Genomic DNA, 17,592 nt, shown 5'->3' on the forward strand with positions numbered 1-17,592 from the left:
ATGGAACGCACCCTCATCCTCATCAAGCCCGACGGCGTCGCCCGCGGCCTCATCGGTCAGATCGTCGGCCGCATCGAGGCCAAGGGCTACGCGATCGACGCTCTGAGCCTGCGCACGGCCACCCCGGAGGAGCTCGCGGCGCACTACGCCGAGCACGAGGGCAAGCCGTTCTACCAGCCGCTCGTCGACTTCATGTCGGAGGGCCCGATCGTCTCGATCATCGCCTCCGGTGAGGGCGTCATCCCCGGCTTCCGCTCGCTGGCCGGCGCCACCGACCCGACGACGGCCGCCCCGGGCACGATCCGCGGCGACCTCGGCCGCGACTGGGGCGAGAAGGTGCAGAAGAACCTCGTCCACGGCTCCGACTCGCCCGAGTCGGCCGAACGCGAGATCGGCATCTGGTTCCCCAACTGAGGTCGCCCATCCGCACAGACACGTAGTGCCCCGCAGATGATCTGCGGGGCACCACGTGTCTCTGCCGTCGTCCGCGTGCGGCGGACAAGGGTCTCCGGACGGGAGTCTGAGGACGGGGATCTCCGGCCTGGAGCCTCAAGTCGGGCGTCTGGGTCGGGAGTCTCAGAAGAGGGTTGCGAAGAAGTTCCAGAACTGGACGACGATGGTCGTGGCGATGATGAGCAGCCAGACGACGGCGATCGCGACGTTCTCCCGGGCGAGCACCGTGACCACGGCGCTGTCGCGGACCCCGCGGCCGAAGTTCCCCGCGAGCGCATTGTGGGCGGTGACCGCGCAGAACATCGGGATCGTCATCGTCCACACGACCATGCACCACGGGCATCCGACGCCGATGACGTAGATCGACGTGTAGTAGAGGAACATGACGAGGACGACGCCGAGGGCGAGGCCGATGTTGAGGCCGATCATGATCCAGCCGGGCAGCTTCGTGCGGGCGACGAGGAGGACGCCGATGAGCAGCGGGACAATGAATGCCGCTACTCCGAGGAGCTGATTGGGGAAACCGAAGAGCTGGCTCTGCGGATACTCCATGACCGATCCGCACGAGAAGAACGGGTTGAGGTCGCACGAGAGGACGGCGTCGGGGTTCTCGAGCTTCTCGTACTTCTCCACCGACAGGGCGAAGGAGGAGATGAAGCCGATCACCGAGGTGACGATGAGGAAGACGCCCATCGCCGTCGGGCGCAGCACCCACGGACGCTTCCGCGGAGGCGCGTCGATGGCATCGTCGAGGTCGTCGTCTGCAAGCGCGGGTGCCGTGTTCACACTCCTAAGGATGCCTGCCCGCGGGGCATGCGGCAAACCCGGCGGGCCCGGTCTCAGCGGTCGGACAGCAGATCTGTGACATAATGATGCGACGGATACCTGCTCCCACACCGGGCAGGAGAAGTGCCTCCACCGAGTCGAGGGAACGGCCTCGCAGGTCGACACGAAGAAGAGGCAGCATCGACGGCCTACGCGCTGAGCGCGAGCCGAAGACGCCATCCACAGGTTTCGGTCCCACGGGGACCATGCAGGACACCGGAGATCCGTATGGTGTGAGCGGAGGCTCCGGTAGGAGTGAACATGAGCGATTCCACGAACGACAGCAACGGCACAGCCGATCCCACCGAGGGCATCCTCGCCGATCTCGCCGATCTGCAGGCCAATGCGGCCGCCGCCAAGGGCACCGAGCACACGGTCGACGACGGCGTCCGCGAGGAGCTCGACCACCTCGCCGATGCCGCGGGCTCTCTGCGGGAGAGCCCCGAGCGCGACGACGAGGATCGGGAGCGCGGTCGCCGTCGACCCAAACGGGCCCGCGACGCCGTCGCCAACCGCGGACTCGTCTTCGAGCAGTTCGTCCGCGAGACCGACGAAGGACTCGACCCCAGCGCCGAGGACGACGAGGACGACTCGACCCCGCAGCCGCCGCAGGCCCCGGCCTTCGACCCCCGCAATCCCTTCGCCGCGCCGGTCGCCCCCGCGCCCGCAGAACCCGCGAGTCGTCCGGCCGCTGCGGTGCCCCAGCACGGCGGACTGATCTTCCAGGTGCCCAAGGCGGAACTCGCCGAGGCGGTGAGCATCGACGACGACTTCGACGATGAGGACATCGACGAGGACGAGACCGACGACCGCACAGACGACCGCGAGGATCGTGAGGACCGTGACGACCGCGAGGACCGTGACGACCGCGACGACGAGGGCGGAGGCCGGCGCCGCCGCCGCGGCGGACGCGGTCGCCGCTCGCGCAGCCGCGACGACGACGAGTCCGAGGCGCAGAGCTCCCGCAGCGAGAAGACCCGCGAGAAGCCTGCGGAGAAGCCGGCGGAGAAGGACTCCGAGACCACAGACGGCGATGAGCGTCCCTCCCGCGCGAACCGGCGCGGGGACAAGGCGGAGAAGAAATCCGACGACGACGCCCGCGACAGGACGAGCGAGGGCGACGACGACGGTGACGACGAGGACGGCGGTTCGCGCCGCCGCCGGCGCCGCCGCTCGCGTTCCCGCGGCTCCGACAGCGACGAGGTGACCTCGCTCAAGGGCTCGACGCGTCTCGAGGCCAAGCGTCAGCGCCGCAAGGAGGGCCGGGAAGCCGGCCGCCGCCGCCCCGTCATCACGGAGGCCGAGTTCCTCGCCCGCCGCGAATCCGTCGACCGTACGATGCTCGTGCGCGAGAACGGCGATCAGACGCAGCTCGTCGTCGTCGAGGACGGCATCGCCGTCGAGCACTACCTCAAGGAGAACCGCCAGCAGTCCTCCCTCATCGGCAACGTCTACCTCGGCAAGGTGCAGAACGTCCTGCCGAGCATGGAGGCCGCCTTCATCGACATCGGCAAGGGCCGCAACGCCGTCCTCTACGCCGGCGAGGTCAACTGGGACGCGCTCGGCATGGACGGCAAGGCCCGTCGCATCGAGGCCGCGCTCAGCCCCGGCGACTCCGTCCTCGTCCAGGTGACGAAGGATCCCGTCGGCCACAAGGGCGCCCGCCTGACGAGCCAGATCTCCCTGCCCGGACGCTTCCTCGTCTACGTGCCCGGCAACTCGATGACCGGCATCTCCCGCAAGCTGCCCGACGTCGAACGGGCCCGCCTGAAGAAGCTCCTCAAGGAGCTCGTAGGCGACTCCAACGGCGTCATCGTCCGCACCGCCGCCGAAGGCGCGACGGACAAGGAGCTCAGCCGCGACGTCGAGCGCCTCGCGAAGCGCTGGGAGACGATCGAGAAGAAGTCGAAGTCGACGAAGGTCCTCGCCCCGCAGCTGCTCTACAGCGAGCCGGACATGATCGTGCGGATCATCCGCGACGTCTTCAACGAGGACTTCAATTCGCTCGTCATCGACGGCGACGGAGCGTGGAACACGATCCACGAATACGTCGAGGCCGTCGCCCCCGACCTCCTCGAGCGGGTGCACCGCTACTCCGAGGACGAGGGGATCTTCGACCACTACCGGATCGAGGAGCAGATCCAGAAGGCTCTGCAGCGCCAGGTCAATCTGCCCTCGGGCGGCTCGCTCGTCATCGACCGCACCGAGGCGATGACCGTCATCGACGTCAACACCGGCAAGTTCACCGGTGCCGGCGGCAATCTCGAGGAGACCGTGACGCGGAACAACCTCGAAGCGGCCGAAGAGGTCATCCGGCAGCTGCGTCTGCGCGACATCGGCGGCATCATCGTCGTCGACTTCATCGACATGGTCCTCGAGTCGAACCGCGACCTCGTCGTCCGCCGGCTCGTCGAGTGCCTCGGCCGTGACCGGACGAAGCATCAGGTCGCCGAGGTGACCTCGCTCGGTCTCGTGCAGATGACGCGCAAGCGCATCGGCACCGGACTCGCCGAATCGATGGTCTCCGCCGGAGCCGACCTCACCGGACGCGGGCTGCTCCTGCCCGGGTCGGAGGAGGACGGGTCGAAGTCCCATCGCGGGGGCCGCTCGCAGAACTCCGAATCGTCGGGCAACGGCAAACGCGACCGCAAGCGCCGGTCGTCGAAGAGCAGCGAGTCGGAGTCCCAGTCCGAGTCGGTCGGCAACGACGCCTCGCGCTCCGCGGTCGCAGCCATCGCGAAGGCGACGCTGAAGAAGGACGACGACGCCGAGGCGCCGGCGGACGCACAGACCGACACGGGCGCAGCCGACACCGCGCCCGAGGAGAAGCCGAGCCGTGCGAAGTCCCGCGGTCGCAAGCGGACGAAGAACGCCGACCGGTCCGCCGAGGCCGACCGGTCCGCCGAGGCCGACCGCGGCGACGGCGACACCGCCGCTCAGGACGAGAAGCCGAGCACGGGCGACGAGCAGCCGATGCTGCCCGTCGAATCGTCGTCGGAGACCACCGCATCGGCTGACTCCGCACCGGAGGCCGAGCCTGCGGGGGAGATGCCGCTGATGATCGGCGCCGACACGACGACGAAGGTCGCCGTCGCCGCCGAGCCCGAAGCTCCGCGCCGCAAGGCCCCGGCGAAGAAGGACAAGCCGGTCGAGAAGCCCCAGGAGGCGCTGCCGACCTCGTTCGTCATCATCGGCGAGGACTGAGGCTCACCCGCCTGAGATCCTCCCTCCGCCGGCGACGGCACAGCGCCCCACGTCAGTCGACGTGGGGCGCTGTGCTGTCCGTGACCGGGGTCCGGGCTCAGGGCCCTTGCCCGGCTCACATGCCCGGCCCCGGATGCGCGCGGGCCGGGCACGTGAGCCGCTGCGGGCGACCGGCGGGTCAGGTGCCCGACTGCTTGTTCCGGGTCGTGCTGATCGTCGGCTGCGCGGCCTGATCGCCGCAGAGGACGATCATGAGGTTCGTCACGAGGTCGCTGCGCTCGGCGTGCCCGAGCGAGACGATGTCACGGCGCTCGATCTGCTCGATCGCCGTCTCGACCATGCCCACCGCCCCTTCGACGATGAGCTGCCGGGCCGCGACGACGGCGGTGGCCTGCTGCCGCTGGAGCATCGCCCGGGCGATCTCCGGCGCATACGCGAGCTGGGTGATCCGGGATTCGATGATCGACACGCCGGCGGCGGCGACCCGGGCGGCCACCTCGGCGGAGAGCTTCTCCGTGATCTCATCGGCATTGTCGCGCAGGGACATCCGCTGCGGATCGGAGGAGTCGTAGGCGTAGGAGTTCGCGATGTGGCGCACCGCCGTCTCGGCCTGGATGGCGACGAACTCCTCGAAGTCGTCGACCTCGAACATCGCCTGGGCCGTGTCGCGGACCTGCCAGACGACGACCGCGCCGATCTCGATGGGATTGCCGTCGAGGTCGTTGACCTTCAGGGTCGAGGTCTCGTGATTGCGGATGCGCGTGGAGATCTGGATCTTCGAGAAGAGGGGATTGACGAAACGCAGACCCGACTGACGCACCGTGCCGACGTACTTGCCGTAGAGCTGGAGGACGACGGCATGACCGGGCGCCACCGAGGTGCAGCCCTTGAAGAGGAACAGCGAGGCGATGAAGGCGAGGACGCCGAGGACGAGGAGGATGACGCCGAGCGGGTTCTGCGCGATCATCAGGCCGAAGCCGACGAGCCCGAGGAGGATCGCCACGAGGAGGAGGACGACGGCGCCGACGATCGCGAAGTACCCCGAGACCGCGCCGGCCGGTCGTTCGCGGACCCGATCGCCCTCGACCGATTCGATGCGGGTCGGCTGATCGGCCCCCGGTCGACCGCCTGCGGGTCCGCCGTGCATCTGGGGGAGCTGCTCGCCCGGTCGTCCGGACTGCTGCGGCATCGGGGGCTGTCCCTGCTGCCAGCGCTGCTGGGGCGGAGGCGTCGGACGCTGGGGCGGGGGAGGGTTCTGTGACATGCGGCCAGTCTAGGTCACACCGGAAATCCACTATCCGAAACCCGCAGTGAGACCAATGTCTCTTGCGACGGGGTCGGTGTGATGCAGATAACAGTTCTGTAACTGTCCGAATATTGGAAGGTCGATTGCTTGATCCCGGTGTCGCATTGCGGAACATTTGATCGACATGGACATACTGCTGCTTGCGTCAGACGCACCGACGTCACCCGTCGACGATGCCATCAACTCCTGGTTCACTCCGATCGCCACCTGGTTCTCCAGTGTGATCTTCGTGCCCGTCACGATCGGCGAGATCTCCTTCCCGTTCGTCGTCTTCTGGCTCATCCTCGGAGCCCTGATCTTCACCCTCTACTTCGGCTTCATCCAGTTCCGCGGCTTCAAGGTCTCCCTCGACGTCGTCCGCGGCAAGTACTCCAAGCCCACCGACCCCGGCGAGATCACCCACTTCCAGGCCCTGGCCTCCGCGCTCTCGGGCACCGTCGGACTCGGCAACATCGCCGGTGTCGGCGTCGCCGTCGCCCTCGGTGGACCGGGTGCGACATTCTGGATGATCATCGCCGGTCTGCTCGGCATGTGCACGAAGTTCGTCGAGTGCACGCTCGGCGTGAAGTACCGCGAGATCGATGAGAACGGCGTCGTCCACGGCGGACCGTTCAAGTACCTGCCGGTGGCCTTCCGCCGGTTCTCCAAGCCCGTGGCCGCGATCCTCACCGGCGTCTTCGCCGTCGCGATCCTCATCTTCGGTGTCGTCGGCGGCGGCATGTTCCAGGCCAACCAGACGTTCGCCCAGGTCCGCACCGCCACCGGCGGCGCGGACGGCTTCCTCGGCGGCGCATGGGCCGGACTGATCTTCGGCATCCTCTTCGCCCTCCTCGTCGGACTCGTCATCCTCGGCGGCATCCGCTCGATCGCGAAGGTCACCGACAAGCTCGTCCCGGCGATGGCGATCTTCTACGTCGTCTCCTGCCTCCTCGTCCTCGGCATCAACTTCCAGCAGATCCCGATGGCGATCGGCGAGATCTTCGAAGGCGCGTTCAACCCGCAGGGCATCGCCGGCGGCATCGTCGGCGTCATGATCATCGGCTTCCAGCGCTCGGCGTTCTCGAACGAGGCCGGCATCGGCTCGGCCGCCATCGCGCACTCGGCGGTCAAGACCCGCCGGCCGATCTCCGAGGGCTTCGTCGCCCTCCTCGAGCCCTTCATCGACACCGTCGTCATCTGCACCATGACCGCTCTGACGATCATCGTCGCCAACCAGCCCTCGTACCGCGAGGACCTCGGCGAAGGCGAGATCGGCGGTGTGGCCCTGGCCTCGGACGCCTTCTCCACCGTCGCCTCGTGGTACCCGGCGCTGCTCGCCGTCGCCGTCGCGCTCTTCGCGTTCTCCACCCTCATCACGTGGACGTACTACGGCGAACGGGCCTGGAGCTACCTCTTCGGCCGCGGCCGGGCGACGATCATGGCCTTCCGCGTCCTCGTCTGCGTCTTCGTCGTCATCGGCTGTGTCGCCAGCTTCAGCAAGGTCGTCGAGTTCGCCGATGCGGCGCTGTTCATGTGTGCCTTCATCAACATCCTCGGCCTCTACCTCCTCATGCCGGTCGTGAAGAAGGAGATGAAGAAGTACCTCGCCGACCGCAAGGCCGGCACCCTCACCGACCCGGACACCAAGGACGCCGTCCCGGTCGAGCAGCCCGCCTGACCCTCACCCTCCCGTGCCCCGGCCGTCCCCGCGACGGTCGGGGCACGGCCGTGTCCGCGGCGCTGTCACCGGCCCCACGGCACCCGCGGATTGTCTAGACTGTTCGCGTGACTGACGACGACACCGCCGCCTCCCGGGCCGCCGACCGCCTGCTCGAGCTGCGGGGCAGCATCGACAACATCGACGCCGCCCTCATCCACCTGCTCGCCGAGCGCTTCAAGCTCACCGAATCCGTCGGCGTGCTCAAGGCCGACCACGGCCTGCCCCCGGCCGACGAGGCCCGGGAGGCCCGGCAGGTCGCCCGCCTGCGCCGGCTCGCCGAGGACTCGCACCTCGATCCGGAGTTCGCGGAGAAGTTCCTCGCCTTCATCGTCGCCGAGGTGATCCACCATCACGAGCGGATCGCGGAGTCCCGCGAGGGCTGAGCATCCGGTCCCGTGACGAGGCGGAGGTCACCTCCGCACCGGTTTGCCGTTCGCGGCCGGGATCGACTAAACTTGAACGTCGGTGCGTCCGTCGCACCACGGCCGGTGATTCCTCTCAATGGGTCTGTCGTGCAGGGAGTCCGCTCCCTGTCGAGCCAAGGCATCAACCGCCGTTCGCAAGATTTCTTACGCAGAAAGGGTTCGACCATGGTCTACGCCATTGTCCGTGCCGGTGGCCACCAGGAAAAGGTCAGCGTCGGCGACATCATCACAGTGAATCGAATGAAGGCGCAGGCCGGGGACAGCGTCACGCTCGAACCCGTTCTCTTCGTCGACGGCGACGCGGTCACGACCGACGCCGATGCCCTCTCCAAGATCTCGGTCAGCGCCGAGGTCGTCGGTGAGCTCCGCGGTCCCAAGATCGTGATTCAGAAGTACAAGAACAAGACCGGGTACAAGAAGCGTCAGGGCCACCGCCAGGACCTCACCCGTCTGAAGATCACGAACATCAAGTAAGAGGAGGCCTCTGACATGTCAAGCAAAAAGGGAGTCAGCTCGACCCGCAACGGTCGCGACTCGAACCCGCAGTACCTCGGTGTCAAGCGCTTCGGCGGCCAGGTCGTCAAGGCCGGTGAGATCATCGTCCGCCAGCGCGGCACGAAGTTCCACCCCGGCGCGAACGTCGGCCGCGGCGGAGACGACACGCTCTTCGCTCTGACCGCCGGCGCCGTCGAGTTCGGCAAGCGCAACGGTCGCAAGATCGTCAACATCGTCGGCGTCTGACCGATACGATCTGATCTGCCCCGCTTCAGGGGTCCATGAAGGGTGAGTCTCTCGACTCACCCTTCATCTGATATAAGGACATCATGGCCACCGAGTTCATTGATCGCGTCACGGTACACCTTGCGGCCGGCGACGGCGGAAACGGCTGCTCGTCGATCCGGCGGGAGAAGTTCAAACCGCTCGGCGGCCCCGACGGGGCCAACGGCGGCCGCGGCGGTGACATCACCTTCGTCGTCGACCCGCAGACGACGACCCTGCTGCCCCTCCACCACCGCCCGCACCTCAAAGCCGACGGCGGCGGCATCGGCAAGGGCGACCTGCGCCACGGCGCCGACGGCAGGGACCTCATCGTGCCCGTGCCCGACGGCACGGTCGTCAAGACCCAGGACGGCGAGATCCTCGCCGACCTCGTCGGCGCCGGCACCGAGTTCGTCGCCGCGGCCGGCGGCCGCGGCGGGCTCGGCAACGCCGCTCTCGCCTCGACGAAGCGCAAGGCGCCCGGATTCGCCCTCCTCGGCGAACCCGGTGAGGCCTCCACGCTCGTCCTCGAGCTCAAGACGATCGCCGACGTCGCGCTCGTCGGCTATCCCTCGGCGGGCAAGTCGAGTCTCATCGCCGCACTGTCGGCGGCGAAGCCGAAGATCGCCGACTACCCGTTCACGACGCTCGTGCCCAACCTCGGCGTCGTCGAAGCCGGGGATGTCCGCTACACCGTCGCCGACGTCCCCGGGCTCATCCCCGGGGCGTCCGAGGGCAAGGGCCTCGGCCTCGAGTTCCTCCGCCACGTCGAACGGACCGCCGCCCTCGTCCACGTCATCGACATGGCGACGTGGGAGCCCGGCCGCGACCCCGTCTCCGACCTCGAGGTCATCGAATCCGAACTCGCCGCGTACTCCGTCGACCTCGGCGAGGAGGGCGGCGACCTCCCGCTGTCGGAGCGCCCGAAGCTCGTCGCCCTCAACAAGGTCGACATCCCCGACGGCCGCGAACTCGCCGACATCGTCCGCCCCGACCTCGAGGCCGCCGGCTACCGGGTCTTCGAAGTCTCCGCCGTCAGCCATGCGGGGCTGCGCGAACTCTCCTTCGCGATGGCCGGCCTCGTCGCCGCCGAACGCGAACGGCGGGCCGAGCTCGAGGCCGTGCCGCAGCGCGTCGTCATCCGGCCCAAGGCCGTCGACGACAAGGGCTTCACGATCCGCAGCGAACGCGACACCGACGGTCCGGTCTTCCGGGTCCTCGGCGACAAGCCCGAACGCTGGGTCGTCCAGACCGACTTCGCCAACGACGAAGCCGTCGGCTACCTCGCCGACCGCCTCGAACGCCTCGGCGTCGAAGAGGCCCTGTTCAAGGCCGGCGCGACCCCGGGCGACACCGTCGTCATCGGCGAAGGCGACGGCGTCGTCTTCGACTGGGACCCCACGAGCGTCGGCGGTGCCGAGCTGCTCGGCTCCCGCGGCACCGACCTGCGCCTCGAGGAGGAGGCCCGCGCAAGCCGCAAGGAGCGCAAGGCCGCCTACCACGAGCGGCAGGACGCGAAGGCCGCCACCCGGGCGGAGTTCGAGAAGGAGCGGCTCGCCGAGCGCGCCGCCCGCGAGAACTCCTCCGACGAGCGATGACGGCGACGTCCGCGGCCGCCGACTCCGCGACCGTGCGGGCCGACATCGCCGGCGCCAAGCGCGTCGTCGTCAAGGTCGGCTCCTCGTCGCTGACGACCCTCGACGGCGGGCTCGACGAGTCACGGCTCGTGGCGCTCACCGACGTCATCGCCGCCCACCGGGCCGAGGGACGGGAGATCATCCTCGTCTCCTCGGGAGCGATCGCCGCGGGACTCGAACCCGTCGGCCTGCGCCGCCGGCCGCGCGACCTCGCCACCCAGCAGGCCGCCGCCGGAGTCGGACAGGGGCTCCTCATGGCCGCGTACGCGCGGGCGCTGGGCCGCTTCGACCTCGTCCCCTCCCAGGTCCTGCTCTCGGCCGACGACCTCATCCGCCGCACCCGGTACAAGAACGCGCAGCGGGCGATCGACCGGCTGCTGTCCCTGGGCACGCTGCCGATCGTCAACGAGAACGACGCCGTGGCCACCGAGGAGATCCGCTTCGGCGACAACGACCGGCTCGCCGCGCTCGTCGCCCACCTCTCCCACGCCGACGCCCTCGTCCTCCTCTCCGACGTCGACGCCCTCTACACGGGACCCCCGTCCCAGCCCGACGCCAGGCGCATCGACCATGTCGCCGGGCCCGACGACCTCGGTGCCGTGGCGATCGGCGGAGTCGGCACGGCCGGCACGGGCACCGGGGGCATGGCGACGAAGGTCGACGCCGCCCTCATGGTCACCGACTCCGGCATCCCCGCCGTGCTCACCTCCGCCGACCGGGTCGGCGACGTGCTCACCGGGGGGAGTGCGGGCACGTCGTTCGCCGTCACCCACCGCCGCCGCGGCACTCGGCTGCTGTGGCTGCGCCACCTCGCCAAGACGTTCGGTTCGGTGACGATCGACGACGGCGCCGAGGCGGCCGTGCGGTCGCGCGGCACGAGCCTGCTCGCCGCCGGCGTCGTCGGCGTCGAGGGGGACTTCGAGGCCGGGGATCCGGTCGAGATCAGGAACACCGGCGGGCAGATCGTGGCGCGGGGGATGACGAACTTCTCCGCCGCCGAGCTGCCGACGATGTTCGGCCTGACCACCGAGGAACTTGGCACCCGGCTGGGAAGTGACTACCGTAAAGAAGTCATCCATCGCAATGATCTCGTCCTCACGCATGTGAGCGAGAGGAGTTAGTCCATGCCCGCTGCTGCCGACATCCATCCCAAGATCGTGCGCGGGGTGACGCGGATCGCCAGGAACGCGAAGACGGCCGCCGCACGTCTGGCGACGACCTCGACCGCGGAGAAGAACGCCGCCCTCCAGGCGATCGCCGACGGGCTGCGGGCGAACTCCGCGCGCATCGTCAAAGCCAACGAGACCGACCTCGCCGCGGGCGCCGAGAACGGGATGAGCGAATCCCTCCTCGATCGCCTCCGCCTCGACGAGGAGCGGATCTCCGCGATCGCCTCGGCGGTCGAACAGGTCATCGACATCCCCGATCCGGTCGGCACCGTCGTCGTCGGCCGCACCCTGCCCAACGGTGTGCGCCTGACCCAGAACCGGGTGCCGATGGGCGTGATCGGCGCGATCTACGAGGCCCGCCCCAATGTCACCGTCGACATCGCGATCCTCGCGCTCAAGGCCGGCAATGCGACGATCCTGCGCGGGGGCTCGGCCGCGGAGAACACGAACGCCGAACTCGTCTCCGTCCTCCGCCGCGCCGTCGAATCCGTCCGCCTGCCCGCGGACACGATCAACACGATCGACCAGCACGGCCGCGACGGCGCCGTCGTGCTGATGAACTCGCGCGACTACGTCGACCTCCTCATCCCGCGCGGCGGGGCCGAGCTCATCAACACGGTCGTCCAGGAGTCGATCGTGCCCGTCATCGAGACGGGCATCGGCAACGTCCACATGTTCATCGACTCATCGGCGACGGTGAAGAACGCCGTCGACCTCGTCCTCAACTCGAAGACGCAGCGGCCGAGCGTCTGCAACGCACTCGAGACCCTGCTCGTCCATGAGAAGGCCGCCAAGCGGGTGCTGCCGAAGATCCTCGAACGCCTCGACCAGGCCGGGGTCGTCGTCCACGCCGACGCCGATGTCGCGGCTCTGGCGCCCGAGTCGATGAAGATCCGCCGCGTCTCGCGCCGGGACTGGGCCAAGGAGTACCTCGACCTCGAACTCGCGATCAAGCTCGTCTCCGGCATCGACGAGGCGATCGAGCACATCCGCGCCTACACCTCGGGTCACACCGAGGTGATCGTGACGAAGGACATCGACAACGCCGAGACCTTCGTCACAGCCATCGACGCCGCCGCCGTCGGCGTCAACGTCTCGACCCGCTTCACCGACGGCGGCGAGTTCGGGTTCGGCGCCGAGGTCGGCATCTCGACGCAGAAGCTCCACGCCCGCGGACCGATGGGCGTCGAGCAGCTGACGACGACGAAGTGGGTCATGCTCGGAAACGGGCAGATCCGCGACTGACTTCGCCCATGTCGCTGCGCACGCAGACGACAGGGCGTGAGAAACTGAAGTGAACAGACTCATCAAGGGACAAGGAGCACTCTCGTGAACGCAACTCTGCTGGCCGCCGCAACCGAAGGCGCGGCACACACCGAGCTGCCGATGGAGCCGATCGGCTACGGCCTCATCACCCTCGCGATCTTCATCTCGATGGCCGTCGTCGCACGGTCGTGGAAGGGCATCTCGTACCGCCACTGATATGGCAGAACGCACACGTCGGGTCGGTGTCATGGGCGGCACCTTCGACCCCATCCACCACGGACACCTGGTCGCGGCCAGTGAGGTGCAGTCGACGTTCGACCTCGACGAGGTCGTCTTCGTCCCCACCGGCCGGCCGTACCAGAAGGACGACAAGACCGTCACCGACGCCGAGCACCGGTACCTCATGACGGTCATCGCGACGGCGTCGAACCCGCGGTTCCGCGTCTCCCGCGTCGACATCGACCGCCCCGGGCCGACCTACACGATCGACACCCTGCGGGATCTGTCGAACAGCCTCGGCGAGAACACGGAGATGTTCTTCATCACCGGCGCGGACGCTTTGGCTCAGATTCTGACATGGAAGAATGTCGATGAGCTGTTCTCCTTGGCGCACTTCGTCGGGGTCAGCCGGCCGGGGCACGAACTCCGCAGCGAGGGCCTGCCCGTCGACCGGCTGAGTCTCGCGCAGATCCCGGCGCTGGCGATCTCGTCAACGGACTGCAGGCAACGGGTGATGGATGGGGCCCCGGTCTGGTACCTCGTACCGGACGGCGTGGTGCAGTACATCGCGAAACACGATCTGTACAGGAGTGGAAATGGCTGAAGAGCAGTTCACGTCTCGACGTGCCAGGCGCGAAGCCGAGCGAATGGCCGCGGAAGAGGAGTTCGAGGCCAGGTCGTCCGCTCCCCAGGGCCCCGAGGGCAGTCGCGCGGACTTCCTCACCCCGCCGAAGCGTCCGACCGAGAAGCCGACGACCGCCGAGGCGGACACCGCCTCAGGCGGCGACGCTCCGGCCGCCGCCGGTGGCGGTGCAGCCCCGGGCGCCGGTGAGGCGGCTCCGTCCGCACGACCGTCGAGCGCCCCCGCGTCCGCGCCGTCGGCGCCTCCGGCCGCGCCGCCTCAGACTTCTCCGTCCGTGCAGACGCCTGCGGCTCCGCAGGCCGCTTCAGCTCCTGCGTCTCCGGCGACACCGGCTCCCGAGTCGCCGACCCAGCCCGCCGCGGCGGAACCGGCCCCGGCCGGCGGCGGAAGCGCGGGATCGACCCCCGCTGACCTCCCGTCGTCGCGCATCGACCCGGCGCCGACGCCGAAGGTCTCCCACGAGCGCGGGGCACTGGCCTCCGATCACCTGCCGCAGGAGCGGCCGCCGGTCAACGCCGAGGATCGGCTCGACCCCCGCCGCGCACCGCTGCCGCACTTCGAATCGCGCGCCGCACGCAAGCGCTACCTGCGCGAACACGGCCTGTCGATGGACGGCGACCTCTCGACCGGGGCGATCCCGGTCATCGCCGATCCCGCCGAGGCCGACGCGGCCTCCCAGTCCGGCGACGCGGCCCCGCAGTCCGGCGGCACGGGGGGATCCTCGGCCGGGCACGAATCGTTCGACGCCGCCGGCTTCGGCGGGTCCTCGGCCGAAGTGGCCGCCCGCGACTTCGAATCACCGGTGACCGCCGACTCCGCGCCGCGACCGGCCTCCGGTCCCGACGACGCGCTCTCCCGTCCTCTCCCGGAGACGACCTCAGCCTCCGCGCCGACGACGCCGAGCGGAGACGCTGCGGCGGGGAAGGCGGCGACAGCGGACACCGCTGCGACCGCCGCGAAGACGGACGCCGCCACGACCGACGCCGCTGCTGCGAAGTCGGACGCGACCGACGCGAAGACGGACGCCGCCACGAAGACGACCCCCGCCGCGAAGTTCGATGCGGCTGGGCAGCCCACCGCCGGAACGGACTCGGACGGTCCCGAACCGGCCACCCGATCCCGACGGATGCCGATCGTCAATCCGCCGAGCACCTCGGGCGTGCGGGTCGTCACCGCCGCCTCGGCGAAGGTCTCCGAACCCGTCGCGAAGGAGTCCCCGGCCCCGAAGGACCGTGCGGCCTCGAAGGGGGACGCCGGCTCGAAGGACGGTGCCGCGTCGACGGGCAGTTCAGCGTCGACGAGCGCTGGGACGGCACCGGCCGCCTCGGTGTCGGACACCGCGTCGGATACCGCACAGGACCGTGACGCCGGCACCGAGCCGACCGCCCAGTCGGCCGACGACGCCGCCCGCGAACTCGCCGCGAACCCCGAGACCCGTCCGATGGACACCGTCCCCGAGGCATGGTCCCTGCCGAACTCCGACTACGAGGACGAAGAGACCGAGAACCCGCCGGGCACCCGCATCAAGGCGAGTGCCGTGACCGGGTACGACGGGCAGATCCTTGTTGGCGAAGAGCCATCCAAAGTACCCTTTATCGTGCTGGGCGTGGCCGCGCTCTTCGCCGTCGCCCTCATCGTCATCGCACTCGTCATGCTGCTGTGACAACCTGAACCCTGGGAAAGGACCACGTGGACACCACTGAACTGCTTCGGATCGCCGCCAAAGGCGCCGATGACAAGCTCGGCACCGACATCGTCGCCCTCGACGTCAGCTCCACCCTCTACATCACCGACGCCTTCCTCATCGTGTCCGCGGAGAACGAACGCCAGGTCGGTGCGATCGTCGACGGCGTCGAGGAAGCGCTGCTCAAGCAGGCCGGTCGCAAACCGCTGCGCCGGGAGGGACGCGGCACCGGTGACTGGGTGCTCCTCGACTACGGTGACATCGTCGTCCACGTCTTCTCCACCGAACAGCGCGAGTACTACGCGCTCGAGCGCCTGTGGAAGGACGTTCCCGTCATCGACGTGACGATCGACGACACCGAGTCCGGCGACGCTGCGACCGGCGACACTGAGTCCGACGGCGCTGCGGCCGACGGCACCGAATCTGACGACGCCGAGTCCGGCGGGCCTTCGACCGGCACCGACTCCGAGACTCGATGACGAAGACCGTCATCGTCTGGCGGCACGGGCAGACGGACTTCAACCTGCAGCGGCGCTTCCAGGGACAGTCCGACATTCCGCTCAACGCCGTCGGACTCGATCAGGCCGAGCGGGCCGCCGCCGTCCTCGCCGCCCGCAGCCCCGAGCTCATCGTCTCCTCCGACCTGCTGCGAGCAGCGGTCACCGCCGACACCCTCGCCGACCGGCTGGGGACGAGCGTCGCACGCGATCCGCGTCTGCGGGAGATGGCCTTCGGCGAGTGGGAGGGCCTGACCCGCGAGGAGATCGCGGCAGTCTGGCCCGAGGAGCTGCACAAGTGGGTCTCCGGCGGCGACCCGAAGCCGCCCGGGGGAGAGACCCGCAGCGAGTCCTCGCTGCGGGTGGCCCGCGCCATCACCGACATCGTCACGACCTCGGACGCGGAGTCGATCGCCATCGTCGCCCACGGCGCGGTGCTCCGCGGGGCCGCTGAGATCCTCCTCGACATGACCGGATCCGGCCGACTCGCTGTCCTCGCGAACTGCGGACACGGCGAATTCGGCTTCACCGGTGACACGTGGGTGCTGCGCAACTGGGGCGAAGCCCCCGACTGATCACCGTCGCTTCGCGTGGACATCCCGGATGAGGCCGACGAGAGCAGCGGCTGACTCCGACCACGCGAACCTCTGCGACTGCACCTGCCCGGCCGCGGCGGCCCGGGCCCAGGCCGCGGGCTCGGTGAGCCTCCCGACCGCCTCGGCGATCGACGCGGGATCGTCCTGGTCGAAGTACTCCGCGGCGTCCCCGGCGATCTCATGGAAGATCGGGATGTCGGAGACCGCGACGGGCACGCCCTTGGCCATCGCCTCGATGACGGGCAGCCCGAAGCCCTCGGCGCGGGAGGCCGTGACGAGCGCCGTCGCCTCCTCGAGCAGCTGCGCATACTCCTCATCGCTGACCCCGCGGTGGAAGACGACCCGCGCGCGGTCGGGGATGAGCGCCCGCAGCGCCGCCTCCCGACGCCCCTCGATCCGGCTCGCGATGTGCAGCGTCCACCCGGGCAGGTGCTCCAGGGCGCGGATGAGGGATTCGACGTTCTTGTACGGCATGAACGAGCCCATGTAGACCAGGGACTTCGCCCCCGACCGATCGACCGACCGGGGTGCGGCGGCCGCGACCTCGGCGGCGTTGGACACGACGGTCACCGGTTTCGTCGTCAGATGCTCATCGGCGATGAGGGCCTTCGTCGTCTCACTCACCGCGGCGATCGCATCGGCCCGGTTGAGCAGCAGCCGCTGCGGGGTGTAGCTGAGATGGTAGAGCCGCCACAGCAGCCGCACCGGGGCCGGCAGGTCGGCCGGCGGGAGCGGGTGGGAGTAGTAGATGAGGTCGTGGACGGTGAGGATGAGCCCGTAGCGGCGACCGGTCGACCCCATGACCTGCATCGTCGAGAACACGACATCGGCGCCGAGGTCGTTGAGCCGCTTCGCGATGCCCACCTCGGCGGGGGAGAGCGGGGAGCTGAGCTTGACCCACGGGCACTCGGGGAGGAGGGCGAGCTGGGCGTCGTCGCTGATGATCGCGGTGACCTCGATGTCCGTGCCCGCGGTCGCCTCGAGCAGGGCCTCGAGCAGGCACGACCCGTACCGGGAGATCCCATCATGATGGGTCGTTCGGGTGAAGCGCGCGTCGAAGAAGACCCTGATTCGATCGGGGGCCTGTGGACCGCGTGGGTTTTTGCTCATGGAACTCCGAGTCGATAGTCTGAACATTCGAAAGTGAGCGTTCGCCGCGACGAAGGGCCAGTGAGTGAAGGAACCAGCACCTGCGTCCGAAGCCCTGAGG

17 protein-coding genes are annotated in these 17,592 nt (G+C 69.0%); 14 read left to right on the top strand and 3 right to left on the bottom strand.

Annotated features, from left to right (window positions below):
* Positions 1-414: a nucleoside-diphosphate kinase gene (gene ndk / locus ACFQ91_RS05895; protein WP_198498631.1), complete on the top strand. Its 414-nt coding sequence runs from the start codon at positions 1-3 to the stop codon at positions 412-414.
* A 162-nt stretch (positions 415-576) separates the two neighbouring features.
* Here ndk and ACFQ91_RS05900 read toward each other — a convergent pair whose 3' ends face one another.
* Positions 577-1,239, bottom strand: coding sequence for a vitamin K epoxide reductase family protein (locus tag ACFQ91_RS05900; RefSeq protein WP_198498632.1), 663 nt, complete (start codon positions 1,237-1,239; stop codon positions 577-579).
* 300 nt (positions 1,240-1,539) lie between these two features.
* Between ACFQ91_RS05900 and ACFQ91_RS05905 the strand changes: the two genes are divergently transcribed.
* Positions 1,540-4,482 carry an Rne/Rng family ribonuclease gene (locus ACFQ91_RS05905; RefSeq protein ID WP_232623575.1) on the top strand — a complete coding sequence of 981 codons (2,943 nt, stop codon included), beginning with the start codon at positions 1,540-1,542 and terminating at the stop codon, positions 4,480-4,482.
* 178 nt (positions 4,483-4,660) lie between these two features.
* Here the strand turns inward: ACFQ91_RS05905 and ACFQ91_RS05910 are convergent, their stop codons facing one another.
* Positions 4,661-5,746: an SPFH domain-containing protein gene (locus ACFQ91_RS05910; protein ID WP_232623576.1), complete on the bottom strand. Its 1,086-nt coding sequence runs from the start codon at positions 5,744-5,746 to the stop codon at positions 4,661-4,663.
* Between the two features lie 166 nt (positions 5,747-5,912).
* Between ACFQ91_RS05910 and ACFQ91_RS05915 the strand changes: the two genes are divergently transcribed.
* From ACFQ91_RS05915 to ACFQ91_RS05970, 12 genes are all read left to right on the top strand, one after another.
* Positions 5,913-7,445 carry a sodium:alanine symporter family protein gene (locus ACFQ91_RS05915; RefSeq protein ID WP_198498634.1) on the top strand — a complete coding sequence of 511 codons (1,533 nt, stop codon included), beginning with the start codon at positions 5,913-5,915 and terminating at the stop codon, positions 7,443-7,445.
* Positions 7,446-7,552: 107 nt separating this feature from the next.
* A complete protein-coding gene (locus ACFQ91_RS05920; RefSeq protein WP_198498635.1) occupies positions 7,553-7,870 on the top strand; it encodes a chorismate mutase in 318 nt (105 codons plus the stop codon).
* A 207-nt stretch (positions 7,871-8,077) separates the two neighbouring features.
* A complete protein-coding gene (gene rplU / locus ACFQ91_RS05925; protein ID WP_137825320.1) occupies positions 8,078-8,386 on the top strand; it encodes a 50S ribosomal protein L21 in 309 nt (102 codons plus the stop codon).
* A gap of 15 nt (positions 8,387-8,401) precedes the next feature.
* Complete coding sequence (gene rpmA / locus ACFQ91_RS05930; RefSeq protein ID WP_137825319.1) at positions 8,402-8,653, top strand: 50S ribosomal protein L27; 252 nt, start codon at positions 8,402-8,404, stop codon at positions 8,651-8,653.
* Positions 8,654-8,736: 83 nt separating this feature from the next.
* Positions 8,737-10,269, top strand: coding sequence for a GTPase ObgE (gene obgE / locus ACFQ91_RS05935; protein ID WP_198498636.1), 1,533 nt, complete (start codon positions 8,737-8,739; stop codon positions 10,267-10,269).
* Positions 10,266-11,429 carry a glutamate 5-kinase gene (gene proB / locus ACFQ91_RS05940; RefSeq protein ID WP_198498637.1) on the top strand — a complete coding sequence of 388 codons (1,164 nt, stop codon included), beginning with the start codon at positions 10,266-10,268 and terminating at the stop codon, positions 11,427-11,429. Before obgE ends, proB begins: the two co-directional genes overlap by 4 nt.
* Positions 11,430-11,432: 3 nt before the next feature.
* Positions 11,433-12,722 (top strand): glutamate-5-semialdehyde dehydrogenase, encoded by a 1,290-nt coding sequence (locus tag ACFQ91_RS05945; RefSeq protein WP_198498638.1) that lies wholly within the window; start codon positions 11,433-11,435, stop codon positions 12,720-12,722.
* An 84-nt stretch (positions 12,723-12,806) separates the two neighbouring features.
* Positions 12,807-12,959, top strand: coding sequence for a hypothetical protein (locus tag ACFQ91_RS05950; RefSeq protein ID WP_171007026.1), 153 nt, complete (start codon positions 12,807-12,809; stop codon positions 12,957-12,959).
* A gap of 1 nt (position 12,960) precedes the next feature.
* Positions 12,961-13,566: a nicotinate-nucleotide adenylyltransferase gene (gene nadD / locus ACFQ91_RS05955; RefSeq protein ID WP_137825315.1), complete on the top strand. Its 606-nt coding sequence runs from the start codon at positions 12,961-12,963 to the stop codon at positions 13,564-13,566.
* On the top strand, positions 13,559-15,268 hold the full coding sequence (locus ACFQ91_RS05960; protein WP_198498639.1) for a hypothetical protein: 1,710 nt from the start codon (positions 13,559-13,561) through the stop codon (positions 15,266-15,268). Before nadD ends, ACFQ91_RS05960 begins: the two co-directional genes overlap by 8 nt.
* A gap of 26 nt (positions 15,269-15,294) precedes the next feature.
* Positions 15,295-15,768, top strand: coding sequence for a ribosome silencing factor (gene rsfS, locus ACFQ91_RS05965; RefSeq protein ID WP_198498640.1), 474 nt, complete (start codon positions 15,295-15,297; stop codon positions 15,766-15,768).
* Positions 15,765-16,361, top strand: coding sequence for a histidine phosphatase family protein (locus tag ACFQ91_RS05970; protein ID WP_198498641.1), 597 nt, complete (start codon positions 15,765-15,767; stop codon positions 16,359-16,361). The genes rsfS and ACFQ91_RS05970 overlap by 4 nt, the downstream gene beginning before the upstream one ends.
* On the opposite strand, the gene ACFQ91_RS05975 is transcribed toward ACFQ91_RS05970, so the two are convergent.
* Positions 16,362-17,492, bottom strand: coding sequence for a glycosyltransferase family 1 protein (locus ACFQ91_RS05975; RefSeq protein WP_232623577.1), 1,131 nt, complete (start codon positions 17,490-17,492; stop codon positions 16,362-16,364).
* Positions 17,493-17,592: the final 100 nt, after the last annotated feature.

This window comes from Brevibacterium sp. NPDC056726, from assembly GCF_042790515.1.
GTDB classification, from domain to species: domain Bacteria; phylum Actinomycetota; class Actinomycetes; order Actinomycetales; family Brevibacteriaceae; genus Brevibacterium; species Brevibacterium sanguinis.

What these genes read in the sequence shown, in the direction of transcription:
- ndk (WP_198498631.1), top strand. Translation starts at nt 1, where the DNA reads ATGGAACGCACCCTCATCCTCATCAAGCCCGACGGCGTCGCCCGCGGC.
- ACFQ91_RS05905 (WP_232623575.1), top strand. Translation starts at nt 1,540, where the DNA reads ATGAGCGATTCCACGAACGACAGCAACGGCACAGCCGATCCCACCGAG.
- ACFQ91_RS05910 (WP_232623576.1), bottom strand. Translation starts at nt 5,746, where the DNA reads ATGTCACAGAACCCTCCCCCGCCCCAGCGTCCGACGCCTCCGCCCCAG.
- ACFQ91_RS05915 (WP_198498634.1), top strand. Translation starts at nt 5,913, where the DNA reads ATGGACATACTGCTGCTTGCGTCAGACGCACCGACGTCACCCGTCGAC.
- rplU (WP_137825320.1), top strand. Translation starts at nt 8,078, where the DNA reads ATGGTCTACGCCATTGTCCGTGCCGGTGGCCACCAGGAAAAGGTCAGC.
- rpmA (WP_137825319.1), top strand. Translation starts at nt 8,402, where the DNA reads ATGTCAAGCAAAAAGGGAGTCAGCTCGACCCGCAACGGTCGCGACTCG.
- obgE (WP_198498636.1), top strand. Translation starts at nt 8,737, where the DNA reads ATGGCCACCGAGTTCATTGATCGCGTCACGGTACACCTTGCGGCCGGC.
- proB (WP_198498637.1), top strand. Translation starts at nt 10,266, where the DNA reads ATGACGGCGACGTCCGCGGCCGCCGACTCCGCGACCGTGCGGGCCGAC.
- ACFQ91_RS05945 (WP_198498638.1), top strand. Translation starts at nt 11,433, where the DNA reads ATGCCCGCTGCTGCCGACATCCATCCCAAGATCGTGCGCGGGGTGACG.
- nadD (WP_137825315.1), top strand. Translation starts at nt 12,961, where the DNA reads ATGGCAGAACGCACACGTCGGGTCGGTGTCATGGGCGGCACCTTCGAC.
- ACFQ91_RS05960 (WP_198498639.1), top strand. Translation starts at nt 13,559, where the DNA reads ATGGCTGAAGAGCAGTTCACGTCTCGACGTGCCAGGCGCGAAGCCGAG.
- ACFQ91_RS05970 (WP_198498641.1), top strand. Translation starts at nt 15,765, where the DNA reads ATGACGAAGACCGTCATCGTCTGGCGGCACGGGCAGACGGACTTCAAC.
- ACFQ91_RS05975 (WP_232623577.1), bottom strand. Translation starts at nt 17,492, where the DNA reads ATGAGCAAAAACCCACGCGGTCCACAGGCCCCCGATCGAATCAGGGTC.